Genomic DNA, 20131 nt, shown 5'->3' with positions numbered 1-20131 from the left:
CCTAAAGGCCGGCATTTCTCAAGCGTTCGGCATGTTGCACATACAGGTCAATGGGGTCGATGCCCTTACGGACCTGACCGGTGGTCTGGCTGAGGCTGTCCAGATGATCCAGCGGATAGTCGGAACGGATCACTTTACCCAGATGGGAGCTGAACCGGCCGACCATGCCGTCATTCTGCTCGGCTTCGGTGGTGAAGTAGTGGGAGAACGCCCGCAGGAACCCGTGCAGCGGGTTGAGCGCATAGAGCCCTTCGTCGAGGATGTTTCCCTGCAGGGTGCCGCTCCAGGAGTAGTAGCGCACGCCGTTCACCAGTTCGCGACCCTTGCCGCCCCAGGTTTTCGGCAACCCTTGAGGGTACTTGTCGTTGAATGCGCCGACGCCTTCGGTGGTCAGCGCGTTGAGTGCGGCGATGGCGTTCTGCGGCAGGTGCCGGTTGCCGCTGAGCAACGACAGGAAGTCGGCGAACAGGGTGGCCACCGCCCCGGCGACCTGTTCCGGCAGGCGCCCGGGTGTCAGCGCCTTGCGCAGGAAATCGGCCAGTTCCGAGCCGTGGTTCGGCCCGCTGACCGATGTCACCGAAGCGACCACCTGTGGCGCCAGCGCCCCCGCATATCGTGCAGCCAATGCACCCTGGCTGTGACCGATCAGATTGACTTTGCTTGCACCGGTTCCTTGCAGTACCCGTTCGATCTGCACCAGCAACTGTTCGCCACGGGTTTCATTGCTGTGGGTCGCCGACAGGTGCGGGATGAAAACCCTCGCGCCGGCGCTTCTCAGGGCCTGTTTGACGTCATGGAACAGTTCCAGTTTGCCGATGCGATCGAAGCCGAAGAGCCCGTGGACCAGCAGGATCGGATAGTCAGTGGTTGCATTCCGTAGCATGTACATTTCCTTTTTCGGAGTAGTCAGGTGTGTGCTCATGGGGGGCACTCTAAAGCACAGCCACTGCTCGGCGATGTATGAAAAAACCGCTGTAACCTGATGAAAACGGAATAGAAATCGTACGAAAACTCGAATGAGCGTGAGGTCTTGGTCGGAATATCCGGACATCTTTTTAACGATGGCCGAGATATTTCTTTCAATGACCTACCTCTGGTAGGTCATTTTTCCGCGTAGACCGACCCGATCGCGCTGCATCGCGGATCTCGGCGCCACAGCTTACTTTGGCTGTTGAGTGCTTCGTTGTGCACGAAGTCGCTCGGCTCCCTGCAACAACAATTGTTCCGTCCCGGTCCAGCCAAGGCAGCCGTCCGTTACCGACACCCCATACCGCAACGAAGGGCTCAATGGTTGGCAGCCTTCGAACAGATGACTCTCAATCATCATGCCGACCAGCGAGCGATCACCTTGCAGGCGTTGTTCAAGCACGTCGTTGAACACGGCGGGCTGACGCAACGGATCTTTACCGCTGTTGGCGTGGCTGCAGTCGACCATGATCCGCGCCGGGATCTTGAGCCTGGTCAAGTCGCTGTGCACATTGGCGATGCTGTCGCGGTCGTAGTTCGGCCCGCGATGGCCACCGCGCAATACCAGGTGAGTGTCGGGGTTGCCCGGTGTCTGGATAATCGCAGGATGGCCCTGGCTGTCGACACCGAAATGACGGTGCGGATGAGCGGCCGAGCGCATGGCGTCGCTGGCGACAGCCACACCACCATCGGTGCCGTTCTTGAACCCTACCGGCATGCTCAGGCCGCTGGCCATTTCCCGATGGATCTGCGATTCGGTGGTACGGGCGCCGATCGCGACCCAGCTCAGCAGGTCGTCAAAGTAACCGGCGGCCATCGGTTGCAGCAGCTCGGTGGCAACGGGTAGGCCGAGTTGGAGCATTTCGCGCATCAATTCGCGGGACAGGGTCAAACCGCCCGCCATGTCATCGCTGCCATCCAGGTGTGGGTCGTAGGCCAGGCCTTTCCAGCCGACCGTGGTGCGGGGTTTTTCGACGTAGGCGCGCATCACCAACAGCATCTCGTCGCTGACTCGTGCAGACAGACGGGCCAGGTTGGCGGCGTATTCGAGGGCTGAGCGCGGGTCGTGAATCGAGCAGGGACCGACGATTACCAGCAGACGGGAGTCTTCACCGTTGAGGATCGCGCGGACGGCCTGGCGGTGGGCGGCGACTTGTTGGGTCAGGGCATTGCTGAGTGGCAGTTGCTGTTTGAGTTGCAATGAGCTGGGCAGACGCAAGGTCAGCGCTTCATTGGCAGGGCTCAAGGTGGACAGCGGCAGAGCAGAGACGGACGAGTTCATATTCGGGCTTCCTGGGCTGGCGGCGGGTTCGTCCCGCGCGCTCGGCCCTAGTGGGGTGTTCGACAATTGGCCGGATTGGCTGCGTGTGTGTGCTTGCCACCTGTGGGTGACCGATCGGAGGCGGCAGGCTGTCCCGAGCGGAAGCTGGTAAATCGCCAGGCGGTAAAAGTGTCGTAACGGTAATAAGTGGCGTAATTCATATTCAAAACTCCTAGATGTCTGGTGTGACGCTAAAAAGGTTCAGGGCTGAAAAAACAAAACCCCCGGTCGGGAGGCCGACCGGGGGTTGAGAATTCTCTGGTGGCGACCCGTTTAAAGTGGGCGCCGTGTGGGTATCAGGCGCGCCAGTGGCTAAACCAATACCCAAAATAAAAGCTGACCGAAGCACAAACGTCATTTGCCCGGGCAGCCGCAACCGAGCGCGGGGCGCTGGCGGTACGAAGCGGTGAGAGGGCGTTGAACATGGTCTGTCTCCGATGAATGAGCCGAGCTTACTAGAGGCCGGTACGCGGATTCAATCAGAAAATGCTATCGGGCATCACGGGGCGTTTCTATCGGTTGGGTACGTCGGGAGTTGTGACACACTTTACGCAACGGGCGGCGTGTAACCGGCGCCCAAACCATCAACGTCACAAGGACGAACCATGACGACACTGACCATCGCCGCCGCACAATCGATCTCCGTCGCCGGTGATCTTGCCGCCAATATTGCCCGGCATCTGCGCTTCATGCAGGTTGCCGCGGAGCAGGGCGTGCAATTGCTGGTGTTTCCAGAACTGTCGCTGACCGGCTACGAGCGCGGTCTGGCAGCGGAGCTGGCCATCGCGCCAGACGCCAGGGTGCTGCAACCTCTACGCGATTTCGCGCGGGAGGTCGGTGTGACCAGTGTCGTCGGGATGCCGATTCGTCTGTCGGACGATTCGCCGGTGTTGATCGGTGCCCTGATGTTGGGGGCCGATGGTTCGCTCGAAATCTACAGCAAGCAGCATTTGCACTCAGGGGAGGAGATGGCATTTGCCCCGGGAACAGGCGGTTCGACATTGAAGATCGGCACCGACACCGTCGCGTTGGCGGTATGCGCCGATTTTTCTCACGCCAGTCATGCAGCCGCCGCGGCACGGCAGGGCGCTGATCTTTATGCCGCGGGCGTGTTGATCACAGAAAGCGGCTACGCTCCAGATACCGCACTGTTGCAAGGTTATGCTCGCACCCACTCGATGGCGGTACTGATGGCCAACCATGGTGGCGCAACAGGTGGCTGGGAGTCGGCAGGGCGTAGTGCAATCTGGGCGGCGGACGGCTCGTTGGTTGCGGCGGCACCGGGGACGGGGAATCTCATGGTGGTTGCTCGTCGCAATGCTGACGGCTGGAAGGGGCAAATCGTGGCTGTCGCGGAGGCTTGAATGGGGTTTGAATTGCGCCCGGCAACGTCTCGTGACCTGGACTTCGCGCGTGACCTGACTTGTCGAAATATGCTGCGCTACTACATTCAACATGAACTGTTGTGGCTGGACGAGGCTTTCGATGTTGCTTGGGAGGGACGCGAAAACTGGCTGATTGTGCGTGATGACACGCTGATGGGGTATGTCAGCCTGAGCCGTGACGCCAGCGCCTTGTATATCCGCGAATTGCATTTACTTGAAGCGTACCGGGGGCAGGGCGCCGGCTCCTGGGTGATCGATCAGGTATACGCCATGGCCTGCAAGGAACGGCGCCCGGCATTGCGTCTGACCGTATTTGAAAATAATCCGGCAAAAATACTTTACGAGAGAAAAGGACTGAAGGTGGTCGGCAAGGACCAGTGTTTCCTGAGAATGCAGCGTGATATCAATGGACTGCATCGCTGAAACACACTGCCAGCAAGCCTCGCCAGAAGAATTGACACTTTTTATATGCTGCTTTCCGCTAGGTCTGCCAGTCGCTTTTTGCTAAGGTGTCCGGCAACCCAATAAGACCAAATCGCGAGGTGTCTGCTTGATTAGGGTGCTAGTAGTCGATGACCATGATCTCGTTCGTACAGGCATTACACGAATGCTGGCTGACATCGATGGCCTGCAAGTAGTCGGTCAGGCCGAGTCGGGAGAGGAATCCCTGCTCAAAGCGCGTGAGTTGAAACCCGATGTGGTGCTGATGGACGTCAAGATGCCCGGGATCGGCGGTCTTGAAGCCACGCGCAAATTATTGCGCAGTCATCCCGACATCAAAGTCGTCGCGGTCACCGTGTGCGAAGAAGATCCGTTTCCAACCCGCTTGTTACAGGCAGGTGCCGCAGGCTACCTGACCAAGGGCGCCGGACTGCCGGAAATGGTCCAGGCCATTCGCCTGGTGTTTGCCGGGCAACGCTATATCAGCCCGCAAATTGCCCAGCAACTGGCGATCAAGTCGTTCCAGCCAACCAACGATTCGCCGTTCGACGCCTTGTCTGAGCGGGAAATCCAGATTGCGTTGATGATTGTCGGCTGTCAGAAGGTACAGATCATCTCCGACAAACTGTGCCTGTCGCCAAAAACAKTGAATACCTACCGTTACCGTATTTTCGAAAAGCTTTCGATCAGCAGCGATGTCGAGTTGACGCTGTTGGCGGTTCGTCACGGCATGGTTGATGCCAGCCTCTGAAAATGACTGAAACTTTCGATCCAAGTGCTTTTCTGTCGACGGTCAGTGGGCGGCCGGGTGTCTATCGCATGTTCGACAGCGATGCCCGTCTGCTTTATGTCGGCAAAGCCAAGAATCTCAAGAAGCGTTTGGCGAGCTACTTCCGCAAAACCGGTCTGGCCCCCAAGACCGCCGCGCTGGTAGGCCGTATCGCCCAGGTCGAAACCACCATCACGGCCAACGAAACCGAGGCCTTGCTGCTCGAGCAGACGCTGATCAAGGAATGGCGCCCGCCGTACAACATCCTGCTGCGCGACGACAAATCCTACCCTTATGTCTTTCTCTCGGATGGCCAGTTCCCGCGCTTGAGCATCCATCGCGGAGCGAAAAAGGCCAAGGGCAAATATTTCGGCCCTTACCCCAGCGCAGGAGCGATACGCGAAAGCCTGAGCCTGCTGCAAAAGGCTTTTTTTGTTCGTCAGTGTGAAGACAGCTATTACAAGAACCGCACGCGACCTTGTCTGCAATACCAGATCAAGCGCTGCAAGGCGCCGTGTGTCGGCCTGGTGGAGCCTGAGGTGTATGCCGAAGACGTTCGCCACTCGGTGATGTTTCTTGAGGGGCGCAGCAATGCGTTGGCGGACGAGTTGTCCGCGGCCATGGAGGAAGCGGCGGTCAATCTGGAGTTCGAACGTGCCGCCGAATTGCGCGACCAGATTTCATTGCTGCGGCGGGTCCAGGACCAGCAGAGCATGGAAGGCGGGACGGGCGATGTCGATGTGATCGCAGCGTTCGTCAATCCGGGTGGCGCCTGTGTGCACTTGATCAGCGTACGCGGCGGCCGGGTGTTGGGGAGCAAGAACTTCTTCCCGCAGGTGGGTATTGAAGAAGATGTTTCCGAAGTCATGGCGGCGTTTCTCGGCCAGTACTTCATCAGCAGTCCCGAGCGCGACTTGCCGAGCGAGCTGATCGTCAACGTGGTTCACGAAGACTTTCCGACCCTGATTGCAGCCATTGAAGAGCTGCGCGGTCGTGAACTGACCATCAGTCATCGTGTACGGGGCACCCGAGCGCGCTGGCAGCAATTGGCGGTCACCAATGCCGAGCAAGCACTGGGCGCACGTCTGGCGAACCGGCAACACGTCGCGGCGCGTTTCGATGCCCTGGCCGAAGTGCTAAGCCTGGACGAGCCGCCGCAACGTCTTGAGTGCTACGACATCAGTCATTCCAGTGGCGAGGCCACCGTGGCGTCGTGCGTGGTGTTTGGCCCGGAAGGCCCGATCAAGTCCGACTACCGCCGCTACAACATCGAAGGCGTCACGCCAGGCGACGACTATGCCGCGATGCACCAGGCCCTGACCCGACGCTTCAGCAAGTTGAAGGACGGGGAGGGCAAGTTGCCGGACATTCTGCTGGTCGACGGCGGTAAAGGTCAGCTGTCGATGGCCCGTGACGTGCTCAATGAGCTGGCCGTGCCCGACCTGATTCTGCTGGGCGTGGCCAAGGGGGCGACGCGCAAGGCCGGTTTCGAAACCTTGTACCTCAACGACGCGGCCCACGAATTCACCTTGCGCGGTGATTCCCCCGCGCTGCATTTGATCCAGCAGATCCGCGACGAAGCTCACCGTTTCGCCATCACCGGGCACCGTGCACGGCGCGGAAAGACTCGCCGCACCTCGACGCTTGAGGGGGTTGCCGGTGTCGGACCGACACGTCGACGGGATTTGTTGAAACATTTTGGTGGATTGCAGGAGCTGTCTCGTGCCAGCATCGAAGAGATCGCCAAAGCACCCGGGATCAGTAAAAAGCTCGCAGAGTTGATTTATGCAAATCTGCACAGCGAGTAGAATGCCCAACTCACCTCGTAGCCAGTTGTGTCGATGAATATCCCTAATCTGATTACCGTTCTACGCGTCCTGCTCATCCCGATCTTCATTTTGCTGTTTTACTTGCCTTACCACTGGAGCTATCTGGCGTCGGCTTCGGTTTTTGCCTTTGCCGCCGCGACCGACTGGCTGGACGGGTATCTCGCCCGACGTCTGGAACAAAGCACACCGTTCGGGGCTTTCCTCGATCCTGTTGCGGACAAGCTGATGGTCGCCGTTGCGCTGGTGCTGCTGGTGCAAGAACACGGCAACCTGTGGCTCACACTGCCGGCCGCCGTCATCATCGGTCGCGAAATCGTCGTTTCAGCACTGCGCGAGTGGATGGCCGAACTCGGCGCCCGTGCCCATGTGGCGGTATCGAACCTGGGCAAATGGAAAACCGCCGCGCAAATGCTGGCGCTGGTGATCCTGCTGGCCAATCCGTCGGACTTCAGCTTCTGGGTCCTGATGGGCTACGCTTTGCTGATGGTGTCCGCTGGCCTGACCTTGTGGTCCATGGTCCAATACTTGCGGGCCGCCTGGCCGCATCTGAAGACGGATGTGGAAAAGAAATAAAACTTTTTTGAATCAAGGGGTTGACGGGGCATCTGGATTCTATAGAATGCGCCTCACCAAGACGCGGGAATAGCTCAGTTGGTAGAGCACGACCTTGCCAAGGTCGGGGTCGCGAGTTCGAGTCTCGTTTCCCGCTCCAAATATTGCGCTACAGAGTTCCACTGAATTCTGTAAGTGATTGAAATAAGGGCCTTTAGGCCCTTTTTTCGTTCCAGCGGGAACTACTGAAATCCAGCACTATCCGGTGCGTTTAAGTCCAGAATTGAGTCCAGGATTCTGACGAGCACTGAATCGGTTTAATGCTGGAGCAGATTGTGTAGTGAGATGAGCATCTGGCCCTGACTCTGTTCAGGAGCTCGCGATGGCACTCTCAGAAATGACAGTTCGGCATGCCCGAATCACCGGTAACGACTACACCCTCGGTGACAGTGATGGTCTCACGCTCAATGTGACGGCCAGAGGCGGAAGAGTCTGGCTCTTCCGTTATTACTGGGCAGGCAAGCAGAAGCGCATGTCCTTGGGTTGTTACCCACAAATCTCCCTCAAAGAAGCCCGTACACGACGTGACGATGCGCGCGCCTTGGTTGCCCAGGGCATCAACCCCTATGAGCATCGCAAACAACAGCGACTTGCTGTTCATGCTGCGAAGGAGCACACCTTCGAGGCCGTGTTCAATCAGTGGGTGGAGTTCCGCAGGCTAAGCCTGAAGGAAGGGCGACAGAGCACGCTCTCGCAGATTTTGAGGATCTTCAGTAAAGACGTCCTGCCTATACTGGGTGGGCGTTCTATCTACGATATCAATCGTCACGATCTGTTGGATTTGCTGAGCAGGATCGAACAGCGCAAGGCCTTAACGACAGCCGAAAAATGCCGGACTTGGTTCAACCAATTGTTCCGCTATGCGCTGGTGAAGATCGAGGGGCTGGAGCACAACCCAGCGTCAGACCTTGACGTAGTTGCACTCCCCAAACCTCCGGTTACGCATAATCCATTTCTTCGCATGGACGAGCTCCCGGCATTGATGGCTGCTCTTCGAAACTACGGTGGCGCCAACCAAACTCGGCTTGGCCTTCGGTTGTTGCTGCTGACCGGCGTCCGCACGGGCGAGTTGCGGTTGGCTACACCTGACCAGTTCGATCTGGAAAAGCGGTTGTGGGTCATACCGGCGGAGGTGGTGAAACAGCTCCAGCTAGCCATGCGAAAGCCAGGTAAGCAGATTCAAAATGTACCGCCCTACATTGTCCCGCTGTCGGTTCAGGCGCTGGAGATCGTGCGTCACTTGCTGGACCAGGTTGTCCCCGCACAGTGCTACTTGTTTGCGCATCGAAGCGACCTGAGCAAGCGTATCAGTGAGAACACGCTGAATGGCGCGTTACGTCGGATGGGGTATGCCGATCAACTCACCGGTCATGGGATGAGGGCAACGATCTCGACGGCGCTGAACGAGATCGGATATCCGAAGGTGTGGGTGGATGCCCAGCTTTCTCATGCCGACCCGGACAAGGTGAGTGCGGCCTACAATCACGCGGAATACGTGGAGCAGCGCCGGACCATGATGCAGGATTGGGCGAACCGTCTGGATCTGTGGGGGCAGGGCCAGCTGAAAGCGGCAAGTTCTCCGCTTACCATTCGTTTAGAGGGTGCAGCTTCGTTACCTTCGTTGGAAAACGCGAACACAAACGCCGTTCTGTACGGCAGTGGCTTCCCAGCGACGACGGTCTCAGCCTCCAAAACATCCGTCAGCAACGAACCGGTCCTTAACGCGGCTCCGTATTCACCGGTCCTACCAGCTCCAACGCAGACTGAACAGCTGCGCGAACCCCAAGTATCAGACATACAACGTCAGCGCGCCGAGATGCTCGCCACCTATGAAGCTTCGAGTAATCTGCCGCTGCTTGTCTTCGCCAAATTGGCAGGCAAATCCAGAGATCAGATCAACCGCGATATCAAGGCTCGGCGCCTACTGTCTCTGAGCCTCGGGAATCGCGGTCAGCGTATTCCCGATTGGCAGCTTGATCCACTGCGGCACAAGTTGGTGCTTGCGGCGTTAGCGCAATTTCCGGATGTCGATGCGTGGAGGCTTTATGGCGCCCTTTGTAAGCCTCATGAGCGATTAAAAGGTCGCGCGCCAATCGATGTGCTCAATATGGCAAATTTCGACGGGACCGCACGAATCGTTTGCAGTGCGCTGAGTTCAAGCTGAGATGCTGTCTTCGTGCTGCGATAACGGATGTCGCTGCTTGCTTGGGACTATCTAGCTCGGGCACACCCTGAATGCGTGGACATCACGATGCCTGAGGTGCGGCGGAGGCCTAGCGTTGGGCATTGTTCACTAACCGTAAAGGGGCGATAGGTACGTTTAACATGAACTGATTCTTCACCATCTCCGTGCTCAAGCCGGYAGCAGCAAGCACACGATTCCAAGTCGTATAGTCCAGTAAGTCGATTGCGCGCTGAACGAGGAGGGGGGACTCCATCGGAATCAACTCGTCAAACTCTTCGCTTTTCGTAAACCCTTTACGCGCGAGGTAGGTAAAGCCGCTCTTCGCTTGATCGGCAGTTAGCAGATCCAACGCACGAGCCCGATAGATTAATGCCTTGAAGCTAACTTTCCAACGAAGCTTTAGCTCTTTGAGCGCTGTCCAGTTTAGGTACTTCCCTCTCATAGTTGGGAATTCGGCTGCGAAGCTTGCTCGTGGCATCAAGAGTGCGCTGGCGAACTGGTTGGCTTGTTCCTCAGTTTCACGACACCCTGTCTCGATCCCTTGGTGCATGACTAGATGGCCGAGCTCATGAGCCAGGTCAAACCGTTGCCTTCCAGGGTTGGCCTTGGATGTATTGCGAACAATTAAAGGGCGCTTGTTAAAGAGAGAAAAAGCATCAACTCGGTCATCAGCATCTGCAAGGTTGACCACCAGAACGCCAATCTTCTCTGCTAACTTTGTCACATTCGAGAGTGGGCCTAAGCCTAATCCTTGTTCCCTGCGAAATCGCTCTGCTACTAATTCAATCTTGCCTGCACCGGTGACAGGTTCATCAAGGGCAGCGAAGTCCAAGATAGGAAATGCGACCTCTTTGTCCAGCTCATCAACCAACAACTCGAACATTTCCACTTGGGCGGCGATGGTTTTTTTGAGAGTTAGGGTCGAAGTTCGAACGCTCCGAAAATGGCATTGCTCTAGCTCGACGCCACTTTTTCGGGGGGCAAAGAAAAAGTTTTCTTCAACACGCAGGACTTCGCAAAGCCGCTCCAGTTGATTGGGGGAGGGTATCGCGTTGACCTCAAGTTTGTGCGCGTACTGCCTGGTAACGCCAAGTAGCTCACCAATCTCAGCAAGGGATCGCCCCGCCGCACACCTGGCGAGGCGGAGCTTGTCGGGTGAAAACTCGTCACCCCAAGGCAGAAGGCCTGTCGTGTTATTCATCTTTCGAGTCAGTATCTTTCATTTCTGTCTGTGCGGCGTCTTTGTCGCGACGGATTGGTAGCGAGTCAACAATCTCAACGACTGGCGACAGTGCGGTCGTGCGAACCGAGACCAGAGGCTCGTAGTTGTGAACCCATTTGCAGATTACATTCCGGTTCGTGTCGAAACCCAGGATTGAGACTGTCAGGGTCGGCCCATCAGGGTTGCGGTCACTATCTACGTATACCCGCCAAGTGAGGTTGCCATCGTTGGCTGGCCCGAGAAGGCTGTCGTGATATCGCTCAACTTGGTTCTTCTGTAAACGATATCCTTTCTTGCGTAGGTCAGGGTCATCAGTCACGAACTGCATCAAAACTCCATTGACGCTGACCGTGTAATCCAGTGTTTTGTTGACGAGCCGAAACCAAGAGAGGTTACCCTCACGTTGAAGACGTATGAAGCGACCATGGATGCGCCCATAAGGAAAAACGCCTCGTGTCCAATTGGTGTCATCGTCTGTCGAAGTGGCTTCCAGTGCCTTATACGCAGCGTCCAAGAGATTATTGAAAACGACATCGAGGTGGGCTCGGCTGAGCTTAGGCTCAAGCTCGCTTGGATGCTGGAATTCTGGCATTCGGCTCTCCGAAAAGCGTGCAAATATTAAGTAGTGTCAACCGCCATTTTTGTGCATTTTCTATTGGTTGTCAACCACTCGGGGCGTTGGCGTACTGAGACTACTCCGGCCGTGATAGCTGGCTTTCATTAGCAGTTAAGAGATTTGAATGAGGACGAATTGCTTGCCCAGGGTAGTCTCAATGGACGCGCAGATGGCACTGAGCTATGTTCGCTGCAAGATTACGTGCGAGCCCGCGCGATGACTTAGGACAGGGGTTGGTACAATGATTTACCAATGCAATGGATGCAGCAGGACTACCTTCGAGACGGCATGCCCATGGTGCATGGGCTCCCAGGTTTCGCCGTCATCAGAGCTTACTTTGCGGCACCTCACTCCGCTGGATCCTTCGTTCTACCCCGATTTTCAATACCGATCCAAAGGCTTGATTCAAGACTTCTTCGGTAAGAAGAAAGAGCAAGCCCAGCTCAACGATCTTCTGAACAACGTCTTGAGAAAATATGCGGAGTTGAAGCATCCATACTTCACAAATTTCATTCACACGACCCGCGAGAGTGCGAGTAGTAGTGATGACGCGGGCGTGCCAGGCCCACGCTTGGATGGTGTGTACAGCGAGAGGGAGCTTTTCAGGGAGGTTTTGATTCGCAAAGGCTTTGACGAGCTTGAAGGGCTTCCATCTCTCATGGACAAGCTGCTGCAAACAACCGCCTTCAACTCGGTCTATCTGGGTTTCTCGAGAGAGCTGACCCGCCACATTCGAGCTGACCTGGCCGACACCTTGCGCTCTTGGATTGAAGAGGCCGGGACAACGTTTAGGTCTGACTTGGCCCTGTTCTACTACTACCTTTGGGAAAATGATGTTGCTTTTCCCAATGTCCAATTCAACCCCCAGGCTGCCTCCACATCTGGCATACCACTTCTTTCACTACAGGTTTTTCGAAACGGTCTGAGCCTCTGCGAGGAGATTTATTTCGACATTCTCGTCGAGCGACTGGGGTCTCAGCTGGAGCATTTCAATCCGAACCAATTCATCACCATGTACCTGGTGGATGCCATGGACGGATTTCAGTTCGAAGCCTTTCTGGTTGAGATCTTTCAGACCATCGGCTATGACGTCAAAGAGACCAAGAAGACTGCTGATCAGGGCGCCGACCTTTTTGTTACCCGCTTCGGTAAAAACATGGTCATCCAGGCTAAGAACTACTCTGGCTCTGTAGGCAATGCTGCTGTGCAGCAGGCCATCTCTGCTAAAGCCTTCTACGGGTGTGACGAGGCCATGGTCGTCACGAACTCCTACTACACGAAATCAGCGAAAGAGTTGGCCAGCACGGCGGGCGTGCGGCTAATCGACCGGGATGGGCTTCAAAGCTACCTTGATGACTACAATCAGAAGCTCATCGAGGTCTTCCAGGCAGAGGAAGAAAGTGCCTAGAGATGGATCCTTTGGAGTTCATCAACATAAGCAGCAGGGCGGGGTTGTGACACGGTGCTAGGTTAGTTCGCCGGAAGCTGACCGCGTGCGAGCCCAGGAATCATCTTTACCCTCAAGTTAATTTTTTACGTCGGTGTCAGAAGCTGGCTTGACCCCTAAGAGCAAGGAATCACCACGCATAGGCGGAAACCGCCCATAACTTAACTCAGAGGCCACAGAGCGTGACGATAAGATTGAATCGCCTTTGGTGGCAGCATTTGGCTCCCAAATCGATGCATCGTCGATTAGTTGAAGTGGAGCAGCTACTGTCGGGCTGGTGTAACACTGATTATGGGCGCCACTGGCTGAAGGTTGCTCGAATCCCAGGACAAGCACTTAGGCTTCTTCCCGGCCAACTTATTCCCGTAGTGCACCTAGTCGCTCTCGGTAGCCGACCAATTTTCATTGTCCCCCAGCAACCAGTGAGGGTTGGGCATAGGTTCGTGGGCGCGCGCGACTTTGCTTCTGGGCGCCCTCTTGCTGAAGGCGAAATAGCTATAGGACCTTTGATCCGGCTGGATATAGTGAGCGACGAGGCGCTGATCAGTGCAGCCAAAGAACTTCGACTCGAAGCACACGTTCCGGGAGTCAAGGCTCCAAGCATTATTTTTACCATTCCAGCACACTACCTGCTCTCACCCGAACGATGGCCTGACAAAGCGTACGCGCTTTATCAGCACATTTTTGGAATGGGTAATTCCTATCCCGACGATGGTTTCTTCTATGTGGGGATAACCAAGCGACGATGGCAAACCCGGTGGGCTGAACATCTTCGAGCAGTGGAGAAGGGAAGCAATCTACATTTTCATCAAAAATTTAGAGAGGAGAGGGAAGCGGGAAGGATTACTTACATCCATCATAAGGTGATGGCGATCACGGACGACCTGGATAAACTCTACAACACTGAGAAATTTTTGATCGAGGGACACTGGGATGATGAGCGAAGGCTCAACATGATCCCAGGTGGCAAGGCTGGTCTCCGATACCTTAGGGAACATTCAATACTCAATGACGGAGTAATTGCTACACCGGATGAGCGAGACGGTGTCGTGGATGCGTGGCTCACTGGCCATCAAGGGAAAAGCCTTCCTCCCATAACTATCGCCGACAGGTGGCAGGACGAGACTTGGGCCGCCGCCCAGATATGCAGCCGTTCAGACCGCCTTTCAATACTCCAAATCACGGCCATTCGTGACTTAGCCACCAGCCATTGCCCGCAAGAGATTGCTAAGAGAACAGGGGCGAGAGTCGACCAAATCCAAAGCATCATCAGCGGGAATACTTATTCGAGAGTGAAGGGGGTTCCATAACCTAGACGTAATCGTCGTCGCTGCAGATGAGCAGTGGATCCCCAGGTTGAAAGTCCTAAAATTTGCCCAGGATGGTCAGCCACGAAATTATTCTCATGACTGACTTAGGTGAGCGGGATCACGCAACTCGTTTTGAGTATCCCTCCATCCAGTCCGCAAGGGATCTCATGTCAGCTTCAAGTTGCGCCAACTCAGGTGGAACGGCTGGAAGATCATCCGCTTGGGAGTGCTCATATACCGAATACCTAGTCATTAGATCATCGATCAGATCGCAATCTTCTTGGGTGACATTGCTGACCTGCCTGAGAAGCCCTTTGGTCATCACTTCTCTACGGAATCGCAGCACGACGCTGTTTAGCATGACCACCTCCACGGTGCGCTCCACGATTATTCGGAAATCGCTGCAGACACTTTTGGCCATAAGATCATAGTTTTCCGCTTCGCCCTCTGCTTGATGCCTCTTGAGCTTTTGTAACGATTCATTCAGCAACTTGTTGATAGCTTTTTGGGGCTTTGAGTCGCGAGCACTTTGCCCGGTCAGAATTCCGGAGATTTTGTCCATGCGCCGAAGGGTCTGAACCTCATGTACTATGTCCGGAAGATCCGGGTGCTCTTTGATTTTTTTCACGGCATTGTCCAGCAGCGTGACCAGAGACAACCTGTGAGTGAAAATGATTACTTGGCGGGTCTGCGCAAGGTCGACGAGGCGTGCGACAACCCGTTCCTCAAAGTCTTGGTCAAGTGAAGAGATAGGATCGTCAAAGATGAATGGGGCTACCTGGTTTGAGCCGGTTATGTCCGCTAGGAAAGCCGAAAGCGCGACAATCCGAGTTTCACCTTCACTAAGAATCTGCTCCGGGGGACGCGCTCCTTTTGCACCAACGAGCGCTAGCCCAAAAGTCGTTCTTCCCTTACCGACCGTCTTGCTCTGAGGGGCTACGGGGAGCCTTGAGCCGCCTAGTAGTTTGAGTTCTTGAGCAAAGCGTGTCTGATAGCCAGCTTCCACTTCAGATTTCGCCAGCTCATTGTTCTTCGTCGTCAAAGTATTTGTCGCTGCCAGCCGAATTGCTTTTCCGTACTGATCAACTGCCAGCAGCCGGTCTCGTTCAATCAAGATGATTGGCTTGTTTTGCGACAGCCACTGCATGGCTTTCAGCCTAAGGAGTCGCTCTTCCATCTGCCGCCGCTTGCCGTCTTGCAACAGATCGTTCAGCGATTTCTCTTCGTTGGTCAATAACTCGTTTTGCTCGGCTAGTGCTTGATTTACCAGTGACCAGTCGAATGCGGCAACACTTCCGATTTGGTCTGCGGTATCGAGATCGCTGCGCCTTTTAACCAAGGCTATGTGCAGGTCAATGGCCTTCTGTTGCTCCAGCTTGAGCAGAGCCATGTGAGCCAACCAATCTTGCTCTTTTGGCGACTGAGGTAGGGCACGGATAAGCCCTTTATGCTTGTCTTCTGCTTGCTTGGCGGCGAGCTCTAGTCCCTCTGTCACGAACTGCTCAAAGTGCCGTAGTCTTTCGCTGGCATCCTCGTTGAGATCCTGCTGACAAAGTACACACCTGGCTCCTTCTCCGATAACAGGGAATGGTTGTCCGGGATAGGCGTGAGTTTGAGAGAACAGCCGTGCTTGAGTCCACAGCTGCTGCCATGTGGTCTCACCAACCCCTTCAAGTGGGCTTTCAGCAAAAAGTTGTTGAGAGAATTTCTGAGCAGCCTGTCGCTTCAATTTTGCATCAGAGTGAGCCCCCACGATGGCCTGCGCCGCCTCGACGGAGAGCTTTTCCTTGAATTGATTCGTGGCCTGCTCTACGGTTACCAGTCCCAGTTTTTCTTTGTTAATTAAGGCCAGTCTTCCTGCAACGTCTTTCTGTGCCAGCGCACCTTCGATAGCAATTCGCTCAGCATCTTGCTCTTGGGTGTACTGACAAGCTTTATCGATGGTTGCCGTGGTGGTTGTCGGCTTCAGACCTGCTAGCCACCTACTTTCTTCAGTGGCTACTAGGTCTACAGGAAATCGGGGTAATGTGCTGACCAAGGCGTTTTTCGAAGCTGTCAGGTGCTGGTTAACACGGTCTGATATGGCAATTAATGATGATACGAACCTCATTTGACTAGGCTCGTAGCTGGCCTCATTTTTACCCATGTAGTGGGCAGCCGTTTTGGAGTCAAAAATCTGGGCGTGGCGAAGCCTTGAGTCCGCACCATCTGCAAGTGTCCACGGGATTTTTCCTACCTGTCCTCCTACGGAGATTTGGAAAGTCGCTCGGCAAGCCTCCGGCTCTTCGACAAACACATTGGGGTGAATCTCGTCTTTTGATCTTGAGCCACAAGCTTGTTTGAGTAGTCGTGCGTACCCACTTTTTCCTGAGCCGTTCTGGCCATAGAAAACGGTTATGTTACCAGCACAAAAGGGTAGTGCTGCTCCTGATTTCACCGCATTCAGCCCATAGACATCTGTTATGCCGTCTATACGAATGGCTGGGCGGTTGGCGGCAAGAGCCAGAGAGCCGGGTGTCACTGTACCGAAGCCAGGATCTTCTCCTTTTTTTGATTCGGTGATACAGAGCCGAGCCAGCTCCGCGACCTGGTCATCCGTTGGAGGCTTTTTGGTTTCAATGAGATTCTTGGCTGCTGTTTGCAACCAGCGGTTTCTCTCGCCAAGCCAGCCTTCAAATGCGTCAACAACAGGTACATCTTCCTCGCCCAACTCTTGAACGCCAGTCATTGAGACCTCTCCATGAAATACCGTGAGAAAGCAAGGATAGACCAATGCTGGCGAATTGCCTTGAGCATGGGTAGGGCTGGTACCACACTCCAATGGGAAGCCCCAGATGGCGGAAATGTAATATGGCGTGCCGGCACGGAGAGCGCATTGGCCAGAGTGGTCGCGGTATTCGGTGCGGCGAAGCGGCACTGCGCCGATCTCTTTCCAACCGCCGGGCCAACCGTGTGAAAGTGCTGGTGCATGATGGCGTCGGTATCCCGCGCTCGACACTGGCGCAGTGGGTGGGTCAAACCGGCGTGCAGCTTCAGTCGCTGGTCGATGCGCTGCGCGAAGCAGTGCTGGCCCAGCGCGTAGTCCACGCTGATGAAACACCGGTACAAATGCTGGCTCCAGGAGAGAAGAAAACCTACCGCGCTTAGGTCTGGGCCTACAGCAGCACGCCATTCTCGGCACTCAAGGCTGTGGTCTACGACTTCAGCCCCAGTTGTGTCGGCGAACATGCGCGTAACTTCCTGGGCACATGGAACGACAAGCTAATTTGTGATGACTCGCCGGCTACAAGGCCAGCTTCGAGTTGGGCATCACCGAAATCGGCTGTATGGCGCATGCTCGGCGCAAGTTCTACGACCAGCACGTGGAGAACAAAAGCCAGTGGGCGGAGCAGGCGCTTCGCTCGATTGGCGGGCTGTACGAAGTCGAGCGACACGCTAAGGAAATGAGTGGCGAAGACAGGTGGCGATTACGCCAGGAAACAGCAGCGCCCATCGCTGAAAAACTTCATGAGTGGATGCCGGCCCAACGCGAACGTGTACCCGAGGGCTCGGCTACGTCCAAGACCCTGGATTACAGTATTAAACGCTGGGTAGCGCTGACGCACTACCTGGAAAATGGTGCTGTGCGGTGCTTACTGCATCAAGTTCATCATTGAACATTATGGGCCACTGAGAGGCGGCAAGAGTAACGTTCAGTGGCGGGTGTGCCAGCGTTGACTCTGCGTGTTGAGCTCTTTTGGGAGGCTTCGGACGTTTATGCTTTTTCCACTTTAAGGAAAGGATTATCGGCAGGTACCGGCCCAGCTTCGAATAAGAGTGCTGGGTTTTCTAGAAGATAGCCTTTGAGTTTTGCCTTCTTCCTGGGGCCTTCGACCTGACAGAGCCAGATATTCAAACCATCGTCGCGCTTTTTGTGGGTCTTCAGCCTCTCGAACTGTTTCTGCACCCATCGCCATTCTTCACCTTCGTAATAGGCACCCATTGATATGCCCGGAAACTCCTGAACATAGCGCTGAAAAATGCCAGGAGTGACCAGAAATACGCGGCCACTCACCGTGTGCACCTTGGCCTTGCTGTCGTTGATGATCAGCTTGTGACTCTGGATACCTTCCTTGACCCAACTCAGGAAAACCTGGCCAGAGTTATCCGAAGCAGGATCTGAGATTTCGTGAGCACTTTCTAAAGGTGAACGATTGGTTTCGGGTTCTGTTATTTCGAACATGTCCAGCAACGTTCCTAAATAGTCGTCATCTTCCATGACTAGTGAATCAGGTTGCGATTGGCTTCGAGTTGATCGTGTATTGACTGCCGTGGGCGGTGAGGGGGATGGCGGACCGTCAGGTTGGTGGTCATTGGTTGCAACGCTCACTGTTCCGCTGAAAGCTTCTGGCCGTTCTTCGCTTCCCCAAATCAACGTTGGTTGAATGCGCAGAAATGTAAAGCTCTGCTGCCAGTTGCCCTGCGCGATAAGCGCGGTCCAGATGGCTTTGCCTTCCGGAGTGGACTCGACCAATCCATGCGATTGCAGTTCGTCGAATACGGCAAGGTTGGACGACGGAATCCCCTCAATCGATTGCGACAGCAGATAGGCTCGCAGCTTGTCCGTGACCGTCTTGCTGACCAGCCACAGAGCGTCGTGAGTTAGCCATCCCGCGGCACCCGGCTGGTTGAGTTTCAGCTCGTGCTGAACCAGGTGACGTAGCCCTGTGATCAAGTGATGTTGCAGTGAATGAATCGGCGCTTGCAGCGCCTTGCTCGGGTTGCCACCGATGTTCTGCGCGGTGGAGACGCGGTCGGCTTGAATAACCAACTCGCCGAGTACACCGGCACGTTCGTACTGACCCGCCAGCACATACAGCAAGCTGGCCCACAGTGACGGAAATCCACTGAGCCAGTCTAGGATCGGGCGGTCGAGAATCTGGGTGTAGAGCAGACCTGCGGCGGCGCCATGCAGGTGGTAGTCACGACCTTTGAGGTAACGAAACCGGTAGGGCTGATCCAGGGAACCCTGCCAAGGATGCCAAACACCGCCATCCTGGCGTTCGACCAGCAGGTCCACGGCAATCTTGCCGATGTCATGCAGCAGGGCACCATAAGCGATGCCGGCGGACCAGGCATCAGTCTGGGCGGCTTGGTCTTCGGGTGCGGCCCCGGTGGGCAGCAGATACGACTGGCGCAGTTTCAGACTGCAGGCGACCAGTTCCAGTCCATGGTCGAGCATGCCGCCGAGATACGCATGGTGGTGCGTCTCACTGGCCGGGAGTTGCTGGACTTGTTCGGCGTAGCGATGGATCGGATTTAAATAGAGCTGGATGAACTGCGCGTGGGAGAGGGCGGTGTACTGCCAGATGCGATCGAGCAACTGGCGGCGATGCTCCGCTGCTAACAAGCTGTGGGCCGACTCGATGGGCAGGTAACCTTCGGCGACGCTCACGGTCGGTGGCGGAAGGGGCTTCTGCCTTTTGTGGCGAAACAGACTGAGCATCGTGACCTCCGGGAAGTGACTGGGTCAGTGGCCTTTTAGCCTTTTCGGATAGGGCTCTTACCCTTGAATCCCCATTCCCTTCTAACCCTTACCTGTCCTTTTGGCTGGTGTCCCTTTGTGCGGCAATCGGAATATGGATACTGCTCGACATCGTTTTGTTGGGGGGCTGGTACGGAAAAGACAAGAGTCGGTACACTGCGGTGCATATTTTTTGGGTCTTGCCATGAACCTCACTGACGCCACGCTCGTGCTGCTGCTCGCGGCACGTATCCATGGAACTGACGAAGCCGTCCGGGCCTCGGCGAAGAGCGTGGTCAAGAAGTTGCCGCGCAGTAAACGCGATCTGATCTACAAGGTAATCGACAGCCGGAGTCCGCTCGAGCTGGTGGATTTTCTGGCGCAGAATCTGGATGCGGAATGACAGGCTGCGGGTGTGCGCCCATCCTTGACCCGTTGCATCAGAGTCCCGCGACATGGGTTTTCTGGGCGCAGAAAAAAGGGCCCAACTCGCGTTGGGCCCTGTGATGCGATTGCAATGGTGAG

15 protein-coding genes, 1 tRNA gene and 1 pseudogene are annotated in these 20131 nt (G+C 55.6%); 11 read left to right on the top strand and 6 right to left on the bottom strand.

The window, feature by feature from the left end; translation table 11 throughout:
* Position 1: 1 nt before the first annotated feature.
* Both AC1D2Q_RS11895 and AC1D2Q_RS11890 read right to left on the bottom strand, forming a co-directional pair.
* Positions 2-883, bottom strand: a complete 882-nt coding sequence (locus tag AC1D2Q_RS11895) for an esterase/lipase family protein (RefSeq protein ID WP_019649160.1) — start codon at positions 881-883, stop codon at positions 2-4.
* A 276-nt stretch (positions 884-1159) separates the two neighbouring features.
* Complete coding sequence (locus AC1D2Q_RS11890; protein WP_477813288.1) at positions 1160-2248, bottom strand: 3-deoxy-7-phosphoheptulonate synthase; 1089 nt, start codon at positions 2246-2248, stop codon at positions 1160-1162.
* Between the two features lie 644 nt (positions 2249-2892).
* Between AC1D2Q_RS11890 and AC1D2Q_RS11885 the strand changes: the two genes are divergently transcribed.
* The 7 genes from AC1D2Q_RS11885 (at position 2893) to AC1D2Q_RS11855 (ending at position 9487) form a co-directional block, all read left to right on the top strand.
* Positions 2893-3651: a carbon-nitrogen hydrolase family protein gene (locus AC1D2Q_RS11885; RefSeq protein WP_477813287.1), complete on the top strand. Its 759-nt coding sequence runs from the start codon at positions 2893-2895 to the stop codon at positions 3649-3651.
* A complete protein-coding gene (locus AC1D2Q_RS11880) occupies positions 3652-4095 on the top strand; it encodes a GNAT family N-acetyltransferase (RefSeq protein WP_477813286.1) in 444 nt (147 codons plus the stop codon).
* Positions 4096-4222: 127 nt separating this feature from the next.
* On the top strand, positions 4223-4864 hold the full coding sequence (gacA, locus tag AC1D2Q_RS11875) for a response regulator transcription factor GacA (protein WP_477813285.1): 642 nt from the start codon (positions 4223-4225) through the stop codon (positions 4862-4864).
* Positions 4865-4866: 2 nt separating this feature from the next.
* Positions 4867-6690 (top strand): excinuclease ABC subunit UvrC, encoded by a 1824-nt coding sequence (gene uvrC / locus AC1D2Q_RS11870; protein ID WP_007933764.1) that lies wholly within the window; start codon positions 4867-4869, stop codon positions 6688-6690.
* Between the two features lie 33 nt (positions 6691-6723).
* Positions 6724-7284, top strand: a complete 561-nt coding sequence (gene pgsA, locus AC1D2Q_RS11865; protein WP_007933765.1) for a CDP-diacylglycerol--glycerol-3-phosphate 3-phosphatidyltransferase — start codon at positions 6724-6726, stop codon at positions 7282-7284.
* 63 nt (positions 7285-7347) lie between these two features.
* Positions 7348-7423: transfer RNA gene (locus tag AC1D2Q_RS11860), tRNA-Gly, on the top strand.
* Positions 7424-7645: 222 nt separating this feature from the next.
* Complete coding sequence (locus AC1D2Q_RS11855) at positions 7646-9487, top strand: tyrosine-type recombinase/integrase (RefSeq protein ID WP_477813284.1); 1842 nt, start codon at positions 7646-7648, stop codon at positions 9485-9487.
* Positions 9488-9596: 109 nt separating this feature from the next.
* Here the strand turns inward: AC1D2Q_RS11855 and AC1D2Q_RS11850 are convergent, their stop codons facing one another.
* The gene (locus AC1D2Q_RS11850) at positions 9597-10709 is read right to left on the bottom strand and encodes a helix-turn-helix domain-containing protein (protein ID WP_477813283.1); all 1113 of its coding nucleotides are present in this window, start codon (positions 10707-10709) and stop codon (positions 9597-9599) included.
* On the bottom strand, positions 10702-11322 hold the full coding sequence (locus AC1D2Q_RS11845) for a hypothetical protein (RefSeq protein ID WP_477813282.1): 621 nt from the start codon (positions 11320-11322) through the stop codon (positions 10702-10704). Before AC1D2Q_RS11845 ends, AC1D2Q_RS11850 begins: the two co-directional genes overlap by 8 nt.
* A 265-nt stretch (positions 11323-11587) precedes the next feature.
* Between AC1D2Q_RS11845 and AC1D2Q_RS11840 the strand changes: the two genes are divergently transcribed.
* Both AC1D2Q_RS11840 and AC1D2Q_RS11835 read left to right on the top strand, forming a co-directional pair.
* On the top strand, positions 11588-12754 hold the full coding sequence (locus AC1D2Q_RS11840) for a restriction endonuclease (protein WP_163854410.1): 1167 nt from the start codon (positions 11588-11590) through the stop codon (positions 12752-12754).
* 482 nt (positions 12755-13236) lie between these two features.
* Positions 13237-14103: a GIY-YIG nuclease family protein gene (locus AC1D2Q_RS11835; protein WP_477813281.1), complete on the top strand. Its 867-nt coding sequence runs from the start codon at positions 13237-13239 to the stop codon at positions 14101-14103.
* Between the two features lie 118 nt (positions 14104-14221).
* Here AC1D2Q_RS11835 and AC1D2Q_RS11830 read toward each other — a convergent pair whose 3' ends face one another.
* On the bottom strand, positions 14222-16831 hold the full coding sequence (locus AC1D2Q_RS11830) for an AAA family ATPase (protein ID WP_477813280.1): 2610 nt from the start codon (positions 16829-16831) through the stop codon (positions 14222-14224).
* A 245-nt stretch (positions 16832-17076) separates the two neighbouring features.
* Between AC1D2Q_RS11830 and tnpC the strand changes: the two are divergent.
* Positions 17077-17729, top strand: a pseudogene (gene tnpC / locus AC1D2Q_RS11825) (IS66 family transposase); the annotation flags it as partial.
* A gap of 128 nt (positions 17730-17857) precedes the next feature.
* On the opposite strand, the gene mobH reads toward tnpC, so the two are convergent.
* Entirely contained in the window at positions 17858-19588 is a 1731-nt protein-coding gene (mobH, locus tag AC1D2Q_RS11820; RefSeq protein WP_477813279.1) for a MobH family relaxase, read from the bottom strand.
* A gap of 223 nt (positions 19589-19811) precedes the next feature.
* Between mobH and AC1D2Q_RS11815 the strand changes: the two genes are divergently transcribed.
* Positions 19812-20009 carry a DUF7740 domain-containing protein gene (locus tag AC1D2Q_RS11815; protein ID WP_007901093.1) on the top strand — a complete coding sequence of 66 codons (198 nt, stop codon included), beginning with the start codon at positions 19812-19814 and terminating at the stop codon, positions 20007-20009.
* Positions 20010-20131 lie beyond the last annotated feature (122 nt).

Source organism: Pseudomonas sp. P1_A1 (assembly GCF_056406935.1).
The sequence above is the reverse complement of the archived record's forward strand: the minus strand, read 5'-3'. Positions and strand labels throughout refer to the sequence as shown.

What these genes read in the sequence shown, in the direction of transcription:
- AC1D2Q_RS11895 (WP_019649160.1), bottom strand. Translation starts at nt 883, where the DNA reads ATGCTACGGAATGCAACCACTGACTATCCGATCCTGCTGGTCCACGGG.
- AC1D2Q_RS11890 (WP_477813288.1), bottom strand. Translation starts at nt 2,248, where the DNA reads ATGAACTCGTCCGTCTCTGCTCTGCCGCTGTCCACCTTGAGCCCTGCC.
- AC1D2Q_RS11885 (WP_477813287.1), top strand. Translation starts at nt 2,893, where the DNA reads ATGACGACACTGACCATCGCCGCCGCACAATCGATCTCCGTCGCCGGT.
- AC1D2Q_RS11880 (WP_477813286.1), top strand. Translation starts at nt 3,652, where the DNA reads ATGGGGTTTGAATTGCGCCCGGCAACGTCTCGTGACCTGGACTTCGCG.
- uvrC (WP_007933764.1), top strand. Translation starts at nt 4,867, where the DNA reads ATGACTGAAACTTTCGATCCAAGTGCTTTTCTGTCGACGGTCAGTGGG.
- pgsA (WP_007933765.1), top strand. Translation starts at nt 6,724, where the DNA reads ATGAATATCCCTAATCTGATTACCGTTCTACGCGTCCTGCTCATCCCG.
- AC1D2Q_RS11855 (WP_477813284.1), top strand. Translation starts at nt 7,646, where the DNA reads ATGGCACTCTCAGAAATGACAGTTCGGCATGCCCGAATCACCGGTAAC.
- AC1D2Q_RS11845 (WP_477813282.1), bottom strand. Translation starts at nt 11,322, where the DNA reads ATGCCAGAATTCCAGCATCCAAGCGAGCTTGAGCCTAAGCTCAGCCGA.
- AC1D2Q_RS11840 (WP_163854410.1), top strand. Translation starts at nt 11,588, where the DNA reads ATGATTTACCAATGCAATGGATGCAGCAGGACTACCTTCGAGACGGCA.
- AC1D2Q_RS11830 (WP_477813280.1), bottom strand. Translation starts at nt 16,831, where the DNA reads ATGACTGGCGTTCAAGAGTTGGGCGAGGAAGATGTACCTGTTGTTGAC.
- mobH (WP_477813279.1), bottom strand. Translation starts at nt 19,588, where the DNA reads ATGCTCAGTCTGTTTCGCCACAAAAGGCAGAAGCCCCTTCCGCCACCG.
- AC1D2Q_RS11815 (WP_007901093.1), top strand. Translation starts at nt 19,812, where the DNA reads ATGAACCTCACTGACGCCACGCTCGTGCTGCTGCTCGCGGCACGTATC.